Below are 16,893 nucleotides of genomic sequence, written 5' to 3'. Positions count from 1 at the left end.
AAAAGACTACAGAATACTATTCTGTAGTCTCTTTTCCATCAGATAATCTTCTTATGTATCCAAAATTATCCACATACTCTATTTCAACATACCCTGCAGGTGGGCATTGAAAGTGCCACATTTTATCTACTCCTAAATCCAAAAGGTAAGTAATCATAACTTGAATAACGCCTCCATGAGTTACTATTATGGAATCTTTATCTTTTTCTATAAGCTTGTCTATAAATTCCTTTATTCTATCTAATACATCTAATAGATTTTCTCCTTCTGGTATTCTATAATTCACATAATCCCTAAGCCAGAGTTCCCATTCTTCAGGGTAATTTTCCTTAATATATTTACTCTCCTTTCCATCAAATATCCCAAAGTTCATTTCCTTTAAATCATCAACTATTTGGATATCCTTTTTTAGTGCGGATGATATAGCATTGGCTGTAGTCAAAGTTCTATTAAGAGGGCTTGAATATATTATGTCTATATCCTTGTATTTCTTTAAAGTATTTGCAGTGTCTTGTATATCCTTATTCCCTTTTTCAGTTAATGGGAAGTCAGTCCAACCGCTGTATATACCTCCAATATTTGCCTCAGTCTCTCCATGTCTTACTAATATAAATTTCATACATTCATCCCTCATTTTGATATATTATTTATTATTTCATAACTCAAAAATCATTCACAGTTTTTTATACTAAAAATAATATTTTTAGAATAATTTATAATAATTTATTGAGATAATTGTAAAGTTCCTCTTCACCTGAAAATAGCGGTATCTTAGTTTTACAATGCAGCCTTACTAGCCATGGCTGCTCAAGTCCTATCTGGACCAGTACTTCCTCATCAAGAAATATATTATTGACATTGCCCTCTTTGAATATAACACCTTTGTTTAGTATATACGTATATTCACATATATTATATATCAAATCCATATCATGGCTCGATATAATAATTTTTTTCCCTTGAGCAGCTATATCCCTTATCATTTTTATCATAGTTCTGGTCATTTTAGGATCTAGTCCTGCTGTAGGTTCATCAAAGCATATTATATCATTATCCATTGCTAAAACGCCTGCTATTGCAACTCTTTTTTTCTGTCCATAGCTTAAAAAATGTACTGGCTTGTCCTTTAATCCATCTATACCTACTAAACTCATTGCTTTGGCTACTCTTTCTTCCACTACCTCTTCTGAAAAGCCCATATTTCTAGGTCCAAAAGCTACATCATCATAGACTTTTGAATGAAATATCTGCTTATCAGGGTCTTGAAATACTATTCCAATAGATTTTCTAAGTTTTAGTAAAGATTTTTTATTATATTTAAGTTCTTCTCCATTAAACAGTATTCTTCCTTCCTCAGGCTTTAGTATACCACAAAGATTTAAAAATAAGGTAGTCTTCCCAGAACCATTGCAGCCTAAAATTCCTATTATATTATACATAGAAAAGTCAACACTTACTTTATTTAAAGCTATGGTACCATCCTCATATCTGTAAACTATGTTTTCTGTTTTAATCATCATATCACCCTTTATATCCAAAAACTATCATTAAACACTCTACTTTTCAAGCTTATTTCCATATCTTCATATCTTTTCATCACTCTAATAAACAATAAAGTTATTAATAATGAAAGGGACTTGTAGGAATTGCCTAGGCTGGAATAGCCAAATCTAATTTCTTGTGCCATATGTATATCTCTCATTTCTTCTAATAAAATAAAGATAAACCTATAAATAAGCACTGTCATCTCAATGAAAGTCTTTGGAACTTTCATTTTTCTAAATATGTATACTAAATCATTTATTGGAGTGGTAAGAATTAAAAAAAGACTACATAAGACTGCAGACAAAGCTCTAAGAAATATAGAAATAGAAGAATTGATTGTTTCATTAGTTATTATTATGTTAAGTCCTAATAACTCAATCCCCCACATGGATTCAATAGGGTTTTGGGTTATAGAAAACAAGATAGCGATTAAGCCTAAAAACAAAAAGAAAATAGGTCCCTTACAAATCTTTAAATAAAATTTCAGTGGAATACCTGCAATTATAACAGTAATAAAAAACATAAAAAAAATTATGCCAATGTGAATATAAAAGATTTTATTTATTAATGTAACTATCAGCAGTCCTATGGCAAGTGAAAACTTGACCATAGGACTGAAATCTTTAAGCTTATTTGTATATGCAAACTTATCTACTATAGGCACCTTTTTTTCTTCCCTTCATATATCCAATGCAATAGAATATAACTCCTGCCCCTAATGCTGCCTGGAGGCTAAATAATAAACTTTCTATCTCTCCGCTAGGAGGCTCCCAAAATGGTTCAAACCATGGTTCATAATCAGGATTTATCTCTGTTATAAGTTCTTCTGCCATTCCATCTGCGCCTTCAAATTCTGCATCACTTTTCAATAATAGAGGAGCAATGACAAGTAAAGCTGTCAAAATCAATAAAAGTATATTTTTAGTGGATGCCTTCAACTAATCCATCCTCCTTTCCGTAATATTCTGCTATGAAATTGAATACTATTACTGATAATATCCCTTCTACAATAGCAAGCGGTATTTGAGTTAATGCAAATATTGATAAAAACTTTGCTAAAGATGCAAATATTCCTCCCGCTGGGTCAGGATATGCCACAGCCAGCTGTATAGATGTCACTATGTAAGTTGTTAAATCTCCAAGAGCTGCTGCCAAAAACACAGATATACTAGTATTTGCGCCACTTTTTCTTAATAGCTTAAATATCCCATACGAAACCAATGGTCCTATTACTGCCATTGAAAAAGTATTAGCACCTAGGGTCGTTATTCCTCCATGTGCCAATAATAGGGCTTGAAACAATAATACAATCACGCCCAATGCACTCATAACTGTTGGTCCAAACAATATTGCTCCTAACCCTACTCCTGTAGGATGAGAACAGCTTCCCGTAACAGAAGGAATTTTTAAAGCAGATAGCACGAATACAAAGGCCCCTACTAGTGCTAGTAACAGTTTTTTGCTACTATCTTCCTTGGAAATTCCATTAACTCTAGAAAATCCCCTAATAACAAAGGGAATTGCTAAAGCTGTCCAAATAATAGCCCAAACTGGAGATAAGTATCCTTCCATTATATGCATTGCATATGAAAGATTTGGACTTATAATCATTAAAAATATGAACATTAGCAACATTAGCTTTTTTTCCTTCATTATTAAACATCTCCTCCAAATTAGTGATTACATAAAATCAAACAAAAAAACACATAGGAAGTCTATGTGTCAGTTTTATACCATAACATAACGTATCATACCTCCCTCCGAAGTACTAGTTTCTCATTTTAAGGCAGGTTTCCTGACTAACAGATCAACTTACTCTCTTCACCTTCCCAGTTTCCCAGTGGTATAGAAGATTTCATCCCTGTTTACAGTAGCGGGGGCTGTAGAGGATTTTCACCTCTTTCCCTTTTAACTTCTTTTTAAAGAAGCACCTTAAAAGTTATTTAATTTTCATTTTTATTATATATTAGTTGCTATATTTTGTCAACCTATGACCTCACACAAGATAACATCTCTCTTATGATGCCACATATCAACTCTTATTCCAAAAAGAAACTGAATGACAAATCACCTTTTGACACATAGGGATTTCTCTATGGATACGATATCCTTGAAAAGCTGGGAATTAGCAAGGTACCAGCAAAAGAGATATTGCTAAGCCATCCTTGCTGAAAAATAGTTTAAGCTAAATTCTTTCGCAAGATACAGCTAACTTAACAATTGTTTTAGTAGATGCATTTACTTTATCCATTCACCTTCTTATGTCTAATTTACACAAAGAATTATTAAAAGATAATTCACTAAAGCAAAAAAGCAGTCTAACAGACTTTGTAGTCTGATGAACTGCTTTTTTTATTACTTATTACATCATGACAATGGTAGAAAACATTTAACATTTAAGATTTCTAATCTAATATAAACTGTTCATAAACAATCTTTTCCCAGTAAAAGAAGGTCATACAAAAATTATTTGTCTACCATAAGGGATAAAATAATTGAATATATTAAGTTTTACAATGAAGAGAGAGCACAAAAAAATTAGAATGCATGGTTCCTTTAGAGTATAGAAACCATGCCCCCTAGTGCGCATAAATTTTAATCAAGTTGATTGTCTACTTAACAAAGATCAGTTCAATTTATTATAGATTTTTAGCCTATATCATTTAATCTAAATTAATGCCTGTATTATCTTTCCTTCTTGCATTGTCCTCTTAATATCAATTATTCTCTGATTTTCAGAACCTCTGAATTTTAAAGCCAGATTCCTTTTTTCAATTTCGAATCTACCATCTATCAATATATCTGTGTTCTCTAATAGCTCCTCCCAACCAGTATGTTCAGAGAAACTGCTTACTATGAATTCATAAGTATAGCCTGTGTATGTTACTACATTAAGTCCTAATTCTTTAATGATTTTTGCTAACTTAGACAGTGCTTTTGCTTGCTCGAAAGGCTCACCGCCACTTAATGTTATTCCATCTAATAGAGGATTTTCTTTTACCATACTAACAATGCTCTCAATATTAACTACCTCTCCTCCTTCAAAGGAATGAGTATGTGGGTTGTGACACCCTAAGCAGTTATGCTTACAGCCTTGAGTAAAAACTACAAGGCGTATTCCAGGACCATCCACAATTGATTCCTTAACTATACCTGCAACCCTTATGCCATTACACATAGATAACCACTACCTTAAAGTATATTTCTTACTTCATATAGAAATGCTTTACTCTCTCTCTTTCTTCTGCTCTTTTTGCATCATTAAATCTGTCTAAAGTACCTACTAAATAGCCTGTAATTCTTCGGATTCTTTCAAATTTTACGTTTCCTTCCTCTCTTCCGCATCCAGGACATTGATTTTTTATTATTCCAGAATAGCCGCATAGAGGGTCTCTGTCCACTGGATGATTTATAGAGCCGTATCCTATACCATTTTCCTTCATAGCTCTTATGATTTTTTCAAACGCTGTTACATTCTCTGAAGGATCTCCATCCAACTCAACATATGTTATATGCCCTGCATTTGTAAGCTCATGATATGGAGCTTCTATTTTAATTTTGTCAAATGCAGTTGTTTCATAATAAACAGGCACATGGAAACTATTTGTATAGTAGTCCCTGTCTGTAACTCCCTCAATACTTCCAAATATTCTTTTATCCAAATTCACAAACCTTCCAGCTGTACCTTCTGCTGGCGTAGCAATAAGAGAAAAGTTCATTTTATATTTATTTGAAGCTTCATCCATACGCTTTCTCATATGTCTAATAATACTGAGCCCAAGCTCTTGTGCTTCTTCTGATTCACCATGATGCTTTCCTGTCAAAGCTTTAAGACATTCTGCCAATCCTATAAATCCTACAGTCAATGTTCCATGCTTAAGTACTTCTCTAACCTCATCATCCCAACTAAGTTTATCTGAATCAATCCAAACACCTTGTCCCATTAAGAAAGGAAAGTTCTTAACCTTTTTTCCTGCTTGGATTTCAAACCTATCCAAAAGCTGATTTATTACTAAATCTATTTTTTCATCTAGTTCTCTAAAAAAGTCGTCTATGCTCTTATTATTTTTTAATGCTATTCTAGGAAGATTAATAGTCGTAAAACTTAGATTTCCCCTCCCAAAGACTATTTCTCTTGATGAATCATATTCGTTTGCAATTACTCTTGTTCTACAACCCATATAGGCTATTTCAGTTTCAGGTTTGCCTTTTTTATAGTACTTAAGATTAAACGGAGCATCAATAAAGGAAAAATTAGGAAATAGCCTTTTAGCACTTACTCTGCATGCCAGCTTAAATAAATCGTAGTTTACATCTCCATTATTATAGTTTATACCTTCTTTCACCTTAAATATTTGAATAGGGAATATTGGAGTTTCACCATTACCAAGCCCTGCTTCTGTGGCTAAAAGTAAGTTTTTTATTACCATTCTTCCTTCCAAAGAAGTATCCGTGCCATAGTTAATAGAGCTAAAAGGTACCTGTGCACCTGCCCTGCTATGCATAGTATTTAAGTTATGTATGAATGCCTCCATGGCTTGGAATGTACTCCTGTCTGTTTGTGCATATGCTTTATTTCTAGCATATGCCTGTGCCTTTCTAACTAAATCTGCATCTTTGAAATAATCAAATAGCAGTTTCTCTTCTATTCGAGTGTATTCTTCCTCCATTTTTAAACTAGGTATAAGATTATACTTCTTATCCATTGATTCTATTATGTTTTCTACTATGAGCTCTGTTTCTCTATTATCTGTAAGTAATTCTATAGCATTGGACAAGTTTTTTATATAATGCTTTTTATAAGTCTTTCTAACTCCATGAGCCATCCCATAGTCAAAATTTGGGATACTCTGACCTCCATGCTGGTCATTTTGATTTGATTGTATTGCTATACAAGCAAGAGCAGAATAGCTTTGAATATCATTGGGTTCTCTTAAATGTCCATGTCCTGTACTAAAACCACTTTTAAAAAGCTTCTCAATGTCAATTTGACAGCATGTTGTCGTAAGAGTTAAAAAGTCAAGATCATGTATATGTATGTCTCCGTCTTTATGACTCTTCGAATATTCTGGCTTTAAAATAAACATATTATAGAATTGTTTTGCTCCCTCTGAACCAAACTTAAGCATGGTTCCCATTGCTGTATCTCCATCAATGTTTGCATTTTCACGTTTTATATCATTATCTTCTGCCTCTTTAAAGACTAGATCTTGATATATCTTCATGATTTTAGTATTCATTTCTCTAAGTCTTGTTCTTTCTGCTCTATAAAGTATGTACGCCTTAGCGGTCTCGACCCATCCATTTTCTATAAGAACTCTCTCAACTATATCTTGTACCATCTCAACAGATGGGTTTATATTCATCATTTCCTTTTCAATACAGGCTACTGTCTTCTCTGCTAATAAAAATGCAGCATCGTAGTCTTTTATACCTACAGAGCTTGAAGCCTTAAAAATAGCATTTGCAATTTTTTCAATATTAAATGGAACCTCACGCCCATCTCTTTTTATTATTTTTGTAATCATTTCAATTTCCTCCTTAGCACTATATATAAACTAGTATATTTTTCTGCATATGAATAATAGTGTTATTTATAATATAATATCCATATCGCCCTATATATAGTATATTAATCTTAACACACACTATATATAGAGGTCAATGGATAGACTAAAAATATCATTGGCTTCAAAATAATTTATATTATAAGCTAAGGTTAAACCCTTCTCCTAATACTTCATGCACAAAGCCAACTGTTATAAAGGCGCTTGGATCAGTAACTTTAACATAGTTTCTAATTTTTACATATTGCTTTTTATCAACCACAGTATTTATTATAGTCTTTCTGTTCTTTGAGAAACCTCCGTCTCCAACATACAGTGTCGTTCCCCTATTTATTTCATGAATTATATATTGATTTATAGCTTCACTTTTTTCACTAATTATCATTATGTTCATCTTTGTATTAAATCCAGCTATTACTTTGTCTATTATATAAGTATTAGCTAAAATTCCTAATAAAGCATATAGCCCCATTTCAATTCCAAATGCTAGCCCTGCAAAAAATACAATTAAAAAGTCTGCTAGGAACAATGCCTTGCCTATATCTACATGAAAGAATTTATTCAATATTTTTGCTGCAATATCAGTTCCTCCAGTAGAAGAGTTTCGATAAAAAACCATTCCCATTCCTATTCCTTGTATAAGGATACCATATATCAAATTCAGCATTATATCTTTTATTATTGGCTCATGTAAGGGAGTTATAATTTCAAATATATAGATGACCCCTGACAAAAGAAAGCTTGAATATATGGTATATCCACCAAAATCCTTTCCTATTAGTAAAAAAGCTAAGGCAAATAGGATAAAATTTGAAATTATCATTATTATACCTATTGATATAAAAGGAAATATTTTATTTACAACCATAGCTAGCCCTGTTACACCACCTGTAGCCAGATTTGCAGGAATTAAAAAATAATATAAGCCTGATGCCATTATTAAAATACCAAGATTAATGATTAAAAATCTCTCTATATTGGCTCTCATATTCAATTCTCCACAAATTATTATATTTCAAGGTTTCAGTTAACACAGCTCCTATGCCTATAGGACTCTTTGCTATAGATATGCCGCAATCTGTCATTACTCTAACTTTCTCTTCTGCAGTTCCCTTCCCTCCCGAAATAATGGCACCAGCATGACCCATACGTTTTCCTTTAGGGGCTGTTTTTCCACTAATAAATCCCACGACCGGCTTTATCATGTTTTCTTTAACCCAAAGTGCCGCCTTCTCTTCTGCAGTTCCTCCAATTTCTCCTATCATAACAACTGCGTCTGTTTCATCATCTTTGTTAAATGCCTCTAGAACATCAACGAAGTCCGTCCCATTAATAGGGTCACCACCAATTCCTACGACTGTAGACTGCCCTATTCCTCTTTGAGACAGCTGATAAGCAGCCTCATAGGTTAGTGTTCCAGAACGGGATACTACTCCTATTCTTCCTTTTCTATGAATATACCCTGGCATAATTCCAATTTTGCATTCTCCTGGTGTAATAATTCCTGGGCAATTTGGTCCAATTAACCTAGTTTTCTTACCTTCTAAATACCTTTTGACTATTATCATATCGTTTATAGGTATATGCTCTGTAATGCAGATTACTATCTCTAGTTCAGCATCTATAGCTTCCAGAATAGCATCCTTTGCGAACTTAGCAGGGACATATATTACAGAAGCTGTGGCATTGGTTTCACAAGCTGCTTCCTTTACTGTATCAAATACAGGTATATTCCCTGCTTTTGTCCCCCCTTTACCTGGAGTAACTCCTCCAACTATTTGTGTACCATATTCAAGCATTTGCCTAGTATGATACAATGCTGTTTTTCCAGTTATACCTTGCACTATTACTTTTGTATGCTTATCTACCCATATACTCATTACAATCCCTTCCCTTTCATATTAGTTAGCTCTACTATCTTTCTAGCACCTTCATCCATAGTTGCAACAGTTACTATATCTAGATTAGAATTATCTAGTATTTCTCTGCCTATTTCTACATTTGTCCCTTCTAAGCGTACTACTAAAGGAACATTTAATCCTGCTTCATTAGCTGCATTTACTATTCCTCTAGCAATGACATCACATTTCAGTATGCCTCCAAAAATATTAACAAAGACTCCTCTGACACGATTATCTGATAAGATTATCTTAAAAGCGTTAGTAACCTTTTCCTCTGACGCTCCTCCCCCAACATCAAGAAAGTTAGCTGGTTCTCCTCCATATGTCTTTATAATATCCATAGTAGCCATTGCTAGACCCGCACCATTTACTAAGAAGCCAATATATCCATCTAATGGAATATATGATAAATCATATTTTGAATCCTCAATTTCCTTTTTGTCTTCTTCGTTTAAATCTCTATATTCTAGCAGTTCTTCATTTCTATATAAACTATTATCATCAAAATTTAACTTTGCATCTAATGCAACTACTTTACCTTCCTTTGTTATTACCAGAGGGTTTATTTCAGCTAAGGTACAATCTTTTTCGATAAAACATCTATATAAATTCTTAAATATTTTTACTAAATCATTTGTCAAGGCTTCAGGTATATTAATATTTATGCATAGTCTTCTAACTTGAAAATCAGACAGGCCTATTAGAGGGTCTATTACTTCCTTAAAAATTTTATTTGGTGATTTTAATGACACCTCCTCTATATCTGTCCCACCTTCCTCCGAAGCTATTATAACTACCCTAGATGCCTCTCTGTCTAATGTTAATCCTACATAATATTCTTTGTCTATATCACAACCTTCTTCTATTAAAAGAGCTTTTATTTCTCTTCCTTCTGAACTAGTTTGAGGGGTCACTAACCTTTTACCTAATAATTCCTTTGAATATGCTACGACTTCTTCTATGCTTTTAGCTATTTTTACTCCTCCTGCTTTTCCTCTTCCTCCAGCATGAATTTGAACCTTTACTACTGCTATATCGCTTTCAATTCTCCAAGCAGCCCTTTCAACATCCTCTACCCTATGAATGACTCCTCCTCTAGGTACTGGTATTTCGTAATTCTTTAGTATTTCTTTAGCTTGATATTCATGAATATTCATTTTTTAGCCCCCTTACTTTATACCTTGAATAAAATATTTGTGAATATAATCTTAAAAAGTAGTGCAAAGGGATATGCTGCTCCATAGTATACTGTCACATCATCACTATCTGTTACTTCCATTGAAGCCGCTAGACCAGGCGTACTGGTCATAGCTCCGCATATGCCTCCTAAAAGCTATATAGTATTTAGCTTTATTATCCTCTTTCCAACAATATACCCTATTAGTATACTGAAAATTGATGTAGTCGCTCCCACTAATAATAGTTGAGCTCCTAGTGTCTTAATTAAATTTATGGCACTATAGCCATAGTTGAGCCTTACTATAGCAAGAAACATGTTTAGGCAAATATCCCTTACTGTAGATAATTGGTTTTTGTTCATACAGAGGCTTAGATGTCCAAGCTTTTTAATACTACCCAACCCTAATGCTACAATAAGTACTCCTCCTGTAGAGCCTAGAGAACCTGTAAAACTTCCCTAAATATTGAGAAATAAAAGTAAAATGGGATTTGTTACAAGTTTCGTAAAATTCAAATGTCATCCCTCCAAATAAAATAACTCAGCGAAATTTGCTGAGTTTATTACACATGAGTTATTGCACAATAAAAAAACCTTTCTTATAAATAGAAAGGGCATTATTAGTGCATAGCAGAACAAATAGAATATAAGTTCTACTATCAAATAACACCTCCTCATCCTCGTGAGTAATAAACAGCGCTGTTACCATTGGCAGGTCTCCTGACTTAGGAATGACAAACCTTACACCTTCCCATACATATTGTACAGTGGTATCTGTAAAGTTCTATCCATTACAGTGGCGGGACCGTGTCGGAATTTCACCGAGCTTCCCTTTTAAGTAATTTTATGAATAAAATTACACCAATAGCCACAATATTCAATTTTTCACTCCAATTTCAATTAGAATATATCATCTCTAATTCTTGTTGTCAACATTTCTTTATTCCCTTCTTATTAGCAGCATTTTTTATTCCTACAAAACGGCCCATAAACAATGAATAAATCCCTTTATCTTGGCAAAGGGATTTATTTATTGTAATCTTAATCCATTATTACAAATACTTCATTATTTCCTGTACACTAAATCTTCTCCTCTATACTTCCCTCTATTTGAAAATATACCTTTCTAAGCTCCTCCAGTTGTTCCTTTGTAGCAGCCCAGTATCCCCTTTCTTTAGCCTCTAGCATTCTTTCTAATATATCTAAATATGCACATCTGTTGTTTTCTTTCATTCTTTCACGCATATCCTCATCTGATATATAAGTAGAATACAAGCTATCAAATATCCAGCTTTTTACTTCATTTGTTGTAGATGAAAGACCTATTAGATTCTCAAATATTTTTTCTATCTTTTGAACACCATGATATTTGTTTTGAAGCATTCCTTCTATCCATTTAGGATTTAATAATCTGGTCCTTATACCTCGTTCTATAGACTTTTCTACACTATCAGTTTCTATTTTCTCTCCAGTAGTATCATTGATATATATCTTTGCCTTTTCTCCCTTAGTTACTTCAACCGCCTTAGCTAGTCCACCAAAATGCCCATAAAAATCATCTAAATCTGTAACCTCATATCCATGGTAGCTTCTTATTTGAGATACTATATCTACTTTAGATAGCATATCCTCAAATAAACCTTTTACTTTTTTCCCCCTATAATTTTTTGTATATACATTTCCTGTGTTTTGTATGAAAAGATTTCCTATTTGTTCTTCCATGTTCCAGTTCTTTGTTTCTATTAGCTTAGTCACTCCATTACCATATTCTCCTTCTCTAGGTCCAAATAGCCTAGCATATGATAATTCCTCTGCCTCCTCCTCTGAATAGCCTTGTTCAATAAGCTTTTTATATAGCTTTTTACTGTTGGCCTTGAAGTAGTTTAATTCATCAGACTCCTCTAAAAAATAAACCTCTCTAAAAATATTATTTAGCTCATCAACCATATTTGGGAACATATCTCTAAAAAAGCCAGACATATCAATAGTTATATCTATTCTAGGTCTGCCTAACTCCTCAATAGGAATAATTTCATATTGAAAACCAAACTGGCTTTTGTTTTTCAATATTCGCACTCCTAAATAGCTTAAAATCTGTCCTAATGTCTCTCCTTGGGTTCTTGATGTTTCTATTCCCCAAAGAACAATAGCTACATTGTTAGGATAAGTGTCATTCTCCTTCATATACTTTTCTATAGTATTTTCTGCTATTCTCCATCCTCTTTCATAGGCAACCTCAGTAGGGACTAAATGGGGATTAAATTGGTATAGATTATACCCTGTAGGAAGTACCTCCGGATTTCTGAATACATCTCCGCAAAGCTTTGCTGGCAAATATTCACCATTTAATACCTTAAGCAGGCCCTTCATTTCGTTACACTGCTTTGCATTATCCATGCATTTTTTCCCGTACTCTAAGGTGTCGATATATATACTGTCTAAATCTTTGCCTTCTAAAAAATCATCTACTATTTCAGAAGCTCTTTCATCCAGTCTTTTCAGTATATCAATATTATTAGCCTGTAAAAGCTTATCATAGTCTAAGCCTTCATGTTCACATACTATTCTTTTTAGAGATTTAACTTCTGCTCTGTCATATCTTAATATAAACTTCATATACTCTACTGCTTCCATATCTGAGTATCCTTTGCCAAAGGTATGAAGCCCATAGGGCACTAGGGTTCTTTTCATTCTATAGATCTCATTTTCTAGGGTATCCAAATCTTCTAGCTCAATATTTATATCTCTTGCCTTCTCTTTGAGTTTACTAAATATTTGCTCACATTTAGTAGGATCAGTCTGCTCCGCACTATGATACTCATCTATTAAAGACTCTATCAGCAGCAGGTCTCCATACAGTTCTCCTTGAACAAATGGAGGCGGCTGATAGCTTATAAGTAATGCATGAGCCCTTCTCTTTGCTATTGAAGATTCTGCTGGATTGGTGCAGTTATATATATATGCATGAGGAATATCATATACGAGCATATCTGGATAGCAGTCAGAGGACATACCACATTCCTTACCTTTTAAAAATTCAAGAGTTCCATGGGTTCCAACATGAATCATTATATCAGCTTTAAATTCTTCCTTTAACCATTTATAGTATGCCTGATATTGATGGTGTGGTGTTAGAGCCTTATCATGATATACTTTTTCTGGATTTTCATGTATTCCCCTAGTAGGCTGCAGACCTATGAAGACATTTTGAAATATCTTACCTGGTATTAAAAAATCATCTCTCTCTGTCATTATGTTTCCAGGAGCCTCTCCCCATTGAATACAAGTTTCCTTATAGGATAGGGTATCCTTCATATCTTCTATATAAGCTTTTGAGCTATACTTAATCATATGAGCACTTATCTGATCTTCTCCCCATCTTCCTGAGTTTACTATTTTTCCAGCAGTAAAGTAGTCCATTAGTTCTTCTTTAGTCAACGTATCTACACTATAGCCTTCTTCTTTAAGTGTATTAAGTATATTCTCAACAGATTCAAACGTGTTTAAAAATGCTCCTCCAAATATATTGCCTTCAGATGGAGGATAATTGTAGCATATTATGGCCACTTTTTTGTCCTGATTTTTCTTATATCTTAGTTCAATCCATTTTTTTACCCTATTAATTAGCTTTTCAACCCTATCCTCTATTATATCTACTTCTATTAATTCAATATCAAATTCCTCATCCCATCTATGGTTGGTAATTGCACCTACAGGATAGGTTTCTATTGAACCATCTATCTCTGGAAGCATTACAGTAGTTAAAAACTCAGAAGTACTAATGCCTCTTTCTGATTCCTTCCATTCTTCAATATATCTTTTAGGCATGAAAAAGGGATGAAGGCAAGGAACATTTATCTTAGTCAAAAGCTCCATAGCCTGTTGCGCATCCTCTCCCATAGGACCTGAGCCTAATCTAAATGACATAAAATTTATTATAAAATCTGTCTTTGGTGACTTAGGAGAAAATAGAACCTCCTCAATTTTCTTTAAATGTCTTCTCCCATATGACATGAATGCTATAGGTATTACATTTGCAAATTCAGATATTTTGCTGCATATTTTGGCTATGGCATTTTGTATCCTATTAGGTGCACTGTTGCCATAGTAAAATATGACAACTGTTGGCTTATTGTACTCTATATATCCAGAAGCAATATACTCGTCTATAGTTGAAAATCTCTCCATGGTTATAGGTGTGCATATTGATATTTGATTATACTGGCTAGGCTCCTTAGGCTCTGGAAGCTTTTCATATCCTCCATAGTCTCTTAATATTAGGTAAAGCATATTAGTTATCTCTTCAACGCCTGCATTTTTCCAGTACCTTCCTATGTTCACATAGTTTATAATGTCTTTATGCTTCCTAGACAGCATATCTTTATCTATAAGCTCTATTTCTTTCGCCATATTCAGCAATTCATCTGTAGGAAACTTTTTATCAGACTTATTGGCTCTATTTGTAACTTCACTTACGGAAAATTCCCCTAGTCTTGAAATAGAGCTTAAATTATTTCTTCCTATGTTTCCTATTATAACTGTATTGCAACTACTAGAATTACATGCATTAAAGCAAGTCTTTCCTACGTCCTCTTCGCTTCCCATTAAATCAAGTATGACAAAATCACTGTCTAATATAGCATTCTCAATTCTTTTTAAAGTCTCTCCTTCAGTCCCTCTACCAACGTAAAAAAGCTTTAATTCTAAAATATCCCCATACCTTTCCTTTAAATTTCTCTTGGAATCTATAATATCTGCTATAACAGGGTTTGACACACTTACTACAACTAATCTAAGCATATTTATCCCCTCCACATTAGCTATTACAAGCTAATCCATATTTACTAAATTCTTTACAGAATCATAAATCATATTGTCGCTTAGGTCTTCTATATTTAGATACTCTGCTCCTAATACATTTGAAAGCTCTCTTAAAACTCCAAATTTAAGAAAACCACTTTCAGTATCTATTACTAATACCTTTATTTCCTTTTCTCTTATCTTTTCTGCGATTTTTAATGCTTCCCATAGTGGTTCCTCTCCTGTTAAGGATACATTTGCTCTTCCATCTGATATGATGACAAGAAATGGTATCATATCTTTATCTTTTATCATCTGACTATTTATTTGATTATATGCTGTATTCATTCCTGCTGAAAGAGGTGTCTTGCCTCCAGACGGTAGTTCCTTTAAATGTTTCCTTGCCAGTTCTACACTTCTAGTAGGCTGTAGCAAAATCTCTGCCGACTCTTTTCTAAATGCTATCAAGGATACCTTATCTCTTTTTTCGTAAGCATCTGTCAATAGAGACGTTATGGCTCCTTTTACTGCCTTCATCCTTTTCTTTGCAGAAATAGAACCACTAGCATCTACTAAGAAAAATATAGTTGTCCCCGTTCTTTTTTCCCGTATTTTTTCTCTTAAATCACCTTTTTCTATGGCTATGGCTACTTCATTCTTTTGTCTAAATTTTTGATATGGTGCAGCAGCTCTAAGAGTGCCCTCTAGAGATATGTCTTTTATTTCATCATTTTTATACATATATCTTATGTATCTACCCTGCTTTGAATCAGTCTTAGTAAGGCTTCTTTTTCCAGAGCCTTTTCTTACTTTTCTATCCTTGCTTCTAAAATTAATACTTTTAGTCTTGAAGGTGTGTCCAATATCCTCTATTAGTTCTATGTTCAAAGATAATGAGCTAGAATTAAAATTATCAAAGTCATTTAGGTCATCGCTGTCATCTAAATCCTTTTCTCTATCATCATTTTCTTTATCTTCTTTTTCATTCTGACAATTATCGTTCTCTTCTTTACTCTTGTCATTATCCTCTCTATTGTCTTCCTTTGGATTTTTTCTTATTCTATGAGGAAGAACATATCCGAAAGCTTCTTTTATATCCTCTACATTAGCCTCTATTCTATTATCTAGTGCTGCTATTGCCTTTACGGTCTCTGTAACTATTATTTCAGTTCTATTTCCCTCACAATCACAATCATTTAAAGTACTGACAATAATATTCAGCAGTTCATTAGGCACTTTGACTTTATTTAGAAGCCTTCTTCCATTTTCTATTTTATCTCTTATTCCTATACATTCTTCAAACCATTGCTCATTAAATTTCACCTTATCTTGTTCATATAATAATCTTCTTCTAATTATTTCTTTTCTGCTTTCTAAGTCCATTTCTCCTTTTACAGTTACAAATAACCCAAACTTATCTAAAAATATAGATTTTAGGCTTCCTTCCTCTGGATTCATAGTTCCTATAAGTACAAACCTTGAGCTATGCTTATGAGATATTCCTTCTCTTTCAATATTGTTAAAGCCTGAAGCTACAACCTGTAATACAGTATTTATAATGCTGTCCCCTAATAAATTCACTTCATCTATATAGAGTATGTTTCCATCAGCTCTTTTAAGGATTCCTTCTTCGAGCTCCTTATTGCCAAATAATATTGCCTTTTCTAAATCTACAGTGCCTATTAGCCTGTCTTCCGTAATATTTAAAGGAAGGTCTACAATCTCAACCGAGTTAAATATTGATGGTATAGACCTTACAATGGTACTTTTCCCCGTTCCCTTTTCACCACTTATGAGCACTCCGCCTACTCTAGGATTTACTAAATTCAGCAGTATAGCCTTCTTCAACTTTTCTTGACCTACTATTGCAGCAAAAGGATATATTGTTCTCTTCAATTTCAAG

12 protein-coding genes, 1 pseudogene and 2 riboswitches are annotated in these 16,893 nt (G+C 33.5%); all 13 genes and pseudogenes read right to left on the bottom strand.

Features of this window, described 5'->3' with window-relative positions:
- Positions 1–16: 16 nt before the first annotated feature.
- The gene (cobC, locus tag DW1_RS02830) at positions 17–619 is read right to left on the bottom strand and encodes an alpha-ribazole phosphatase (protein WP_074349104.1); all 603 of its coding nucleotides are present in this window, start codon (positions 617–619) and stop codon (positions 17–19) included.
- 94 nt (positions 620–713) lie between these two features.
- Complete coding sequence (locus DW1_RS02825; protein WP_347499697.1) at positions 714–1,538, bottom strand: energy-coupling factor ABC transporter ATP-binding protein; 825 nt, start codon at positions 1,536–1,538, stop codon at positions 714–716.
- Positions 1,529–2,209 carry a cobalt ECF transporter T component CbiQ gene (gene cbiQ, locus DW1_RS02820; RefSeq protein ID WP_074349102.1) on the bottom strand — a complete coding sequence of 227 codons (681 nt, stop codon included), beginning with the start codon at positions 2,207–2,209 and terminating at the stop codon, positions 1,529–1,531. Before cbiQ ends, DW1_RS02825 begins: the two co-directional genes overlap by 10 nt.
- Complete coding sequence (locus DW1_RS02815) at positions 2,193–2,483, bottom strand: energy-coupling factor ABC transporter substrate-binding protein (protein WP_074349101.1); 291 nt, start codon at positions 2,481–2,483, stop codon at positions 2,193–2,195. The genes cbiQ and DW1_RS02815 overlap by 17 nt, the downstream gene beginning before the upstream one ends.
- Positions 2,467–3,198, bottom strand: coding sequence for an energy-coupling factor ABC transporter permease (locus tag DW1_RS02810; RefSeq protein WP_083605489.1), 732 nt, complete (start codon positions 3,196–3,198; stop codon positions 2,467–2,469). Before DW1_RS02810 ends, DW1_RS02815 begins: the two co-directional genes overlap by 17 nt.
- Positions 3,199–3,312: 114 nt before the next feature.
- A riboswitch (cobalamin riboswitch) is annotated at positions 3,313–3,495 on the bottom strand.
- Between the two features lie 718 nt (positions 3,496–4,213).
- Entirely contained in the window at positions 4,214–4,723 is a 510-nt protein-coding gene (gene nrdG / locus DW1_RS02805; RefSeq protein WP_074349099.1) for an anaerobic ribonucleoside-triphosphate reductase activating protein, read from the bottom strand.
- 28 nt (positions 4,724–4,751) lie between these two features.
- Positions 4,752–7,073 (bottom strand): anaerobic ribonucleoside triphosphate reductase, encoded by a 2,322-nt coding sequence (locus DW1_RS02800; protein WP_074349098.1) that lies wholly within the window; start codon positions 7,071–7,073, stop codon positions 4,752–4,754.
- Positions 7,074–7,251: 178 nt separating this feature from the next.
- Positions 7,252–8,100, bottom strand: a complete 849-nt coding sequence (locus tag DW1_RS02795; protein WP_074349097.1) for a YitT family protein — start codon at positions 8,098–8,100, stop codon at positions 7,252–7,254.
- Positions 8,066–8,992, bottom strand: coding sequence for a succinate--CoA ligase subunit alpha (sucD, locus tag DW1_RS02790; RefSeq protein WP_074349096.1), 927 nt, complete (start codon positions 8,990–8,992; stop codon positions 8,066–8,068). Before sucD ends, DW1_RS02795 begins: the two co-directional genes overlap by 35 nt.
- Positions 8,992–10,170: an ADP-forming succinate--CoA ligase subunit beta gene (gene sucC / locus DW1_RS02785; RefSeq protein WP_074349095.1), complete on the bottom strand. Its 1,179-nt coding sequence runs from the start codon at positions 10,168–10,170 to the stop codon at positions 8,992–8,994. The genes sucD and sucC overlap by 1 nt, the downstream gene beginning before the upstream one ends.
- Positions 10,171–10,187: 17 nt before the next feature.
- Positions 10,188–10,622, bottom strand: a pseudogene (locus tag DW1_RS15105) (hypothetical protein); the annotation flags it as partial.
- A 260-nt stretch (positions 10,623–10,882) separates the two neighbouring features.
- A riboswitch (cobalamin riboswitch) is annotated at positions 10,883–11,071 on the bottom strand.
- Between the two features lie 199 nt (positions 11,072–11,270).
- Complete coding sequence (locus DW1_RS02770; protein WP_074349093.1) at positions 11,271–14,990, bottom strand: cobaltochelatase subunit CobN; 3,720 nt, start codon at positions 14,988–14,990, stop codon at positions 11,271–11,273.
- Positions 14,991–15,020: 30 nt separating this feature from the next.
- Positions 15,021–16,886 (bottom strand): magnesium chelatase subunit D family protein, encoded by a 1,866-nt coding sequence (locus DW1_RS02765; protein WP_074349092.1) that lies wholly within the window; start codon positions 16,884–16,886, stop codon positions 15,021–15,023.
- Positions 16,887–16,893: the final 7 nt, after the last annotated feature.

This window comes from Proteiniborus sp. DW1, from assembly GCF_900095305.1.
Taxonomy (GTDB): Bacteria; Bacillota; Clostridia; order Tissierellales; family Proteiniboraceae; genus Proteiniborus.
This window is presented reverse-complemented; position numbering and strand designations above follow the sequence as displayed.